This window comes from Hymenobacter agri (assembly GCF_054778495.1).
In genome coordinates, this window is record NZ_BAAGZM010000869.1 from 1 (window position 1) to 1,353 (window position 1,353).

The following is a 1,353-nucleotide window of genomic DNA, read 5'->3' on the forward strand; positions in this document are numbered from 1 at the left end:
CGCGCACGGGCGCGGGGGCGGGCAGGTCCAGCACCCACTGGTCGGGGTCGACGGCGATGCTGGCGACGGTGCCGGCCGCGGCAAACTGGAAGGTCTGCACAGCCTGGCCCTGATGCAGGCGCACGGTTTGGGTGGTGCCGTTGGTGAACGTCAGGCGGTAGTCGACATCAGTATCAAAAAAAGGTGTGGCGGCGGGTTCAGAAGCGGTTTCCGTTACACGCAGCACCACGGTGCTGCCCACCTGGTTCCAGCGGCCGCTGAACGTGGGGTAGCCCTGTCCCCGAAACCACTGCTGGAAGAAATACGTGAGCGAACGCCCGGCTTCGGCCTCAAACACGCGCTGCAAATCGATGGTGCGGGCCGTGCGGCCGCGGTACTGGGTTTGGTAGGTGCGCAGGGCCCGGAAGAACTTGGTGTCGTCGTTCAGCAGGTAGCGCAGCATATGCACCACAGCCGCGCCCTTTTTGTAGGTGAGGTAATAGTCGAAAATGCGGCCTACGTTGGTGGTGTCGGCCACGTACACCGAGCCATTGTTGCGCTGGGCGTACGTATGCGCATTATCCATCCAGCCGCGGGCATCGGCGGGCGTGGCCAGGGCTTGCAGCGACAGGTATTCGCCGTAGGAAGCAAAGCCCTCATTCAGCCAGATGTCTTCCCAGCTGGCGCAGGTTACGTTATCGCCAAACCATTGGTGAAACAGCTCGTGGGCCGTGAGTGTGAAGGTGAAGCCATCCTGCGTGGTCATGGTCTGGTGCTCCATGCCGCCGCCGAGGGGGGCCATGCTGTGGCCGTACTTCTCGTCGGCAAACGGGTAGAGGCCGACCAGGCTGGAATAGTTTTCGATGAAGCCGGCCGTGCGACCAATTTCGGTTTGGTAGTAGCTCAGCGTATTCTGGTCGTACACGTAATCGATGATGGGCACTTGAGGGCCACCCACCGGCTGCGCATAGCTGACGGTTTCGAGGTACGGGGCCACGGCCACCGAAATCAGGTAGTAGGCAATGGGATGGCGCGACTTCCATTCGTAGCGCACTTTGCCGGCGGGCAGGGTCACGGTGCGGGCCAGCATCCCGTTCGAGCCCACCTTGTTGGGCAGCGTGGTGGTCACCCACACGTCGCTGGAGTCGGCCTTATCGGTGAGTACCTGTTTGCAGGGAAACCACTCGTGCGCGGCATAAGGCTCCGACAGGCTCCAGGTAATATTGTAGGGCTGATAGGCGCCGTTTACCCGCACCTGACTGCGGTTGTTGAACCCGTTGCCGATGGCGGCCGAGTTGCCGCTGGGGGCCGTGCCGTGGTAGTAGATGCGGGCATCGGCAAGCGAGCCCGCCGCGGCGGGCTGGGCCAGCGCAG

At 63.0% G+C, this 1,353-nt stretch carries 1 protein-coding gene; it reads right to left on the reverse strand.

Translation table 11 applies throughout. The annotated features are described in order from the left end of the window. Positions 1-1,353: M1 family metallopeptidase (locus ACYVDE_RS22940; protein WP_460503852.1), on the reverse strand; the 1,353-nt coding region annotated here is incomplete at both ends.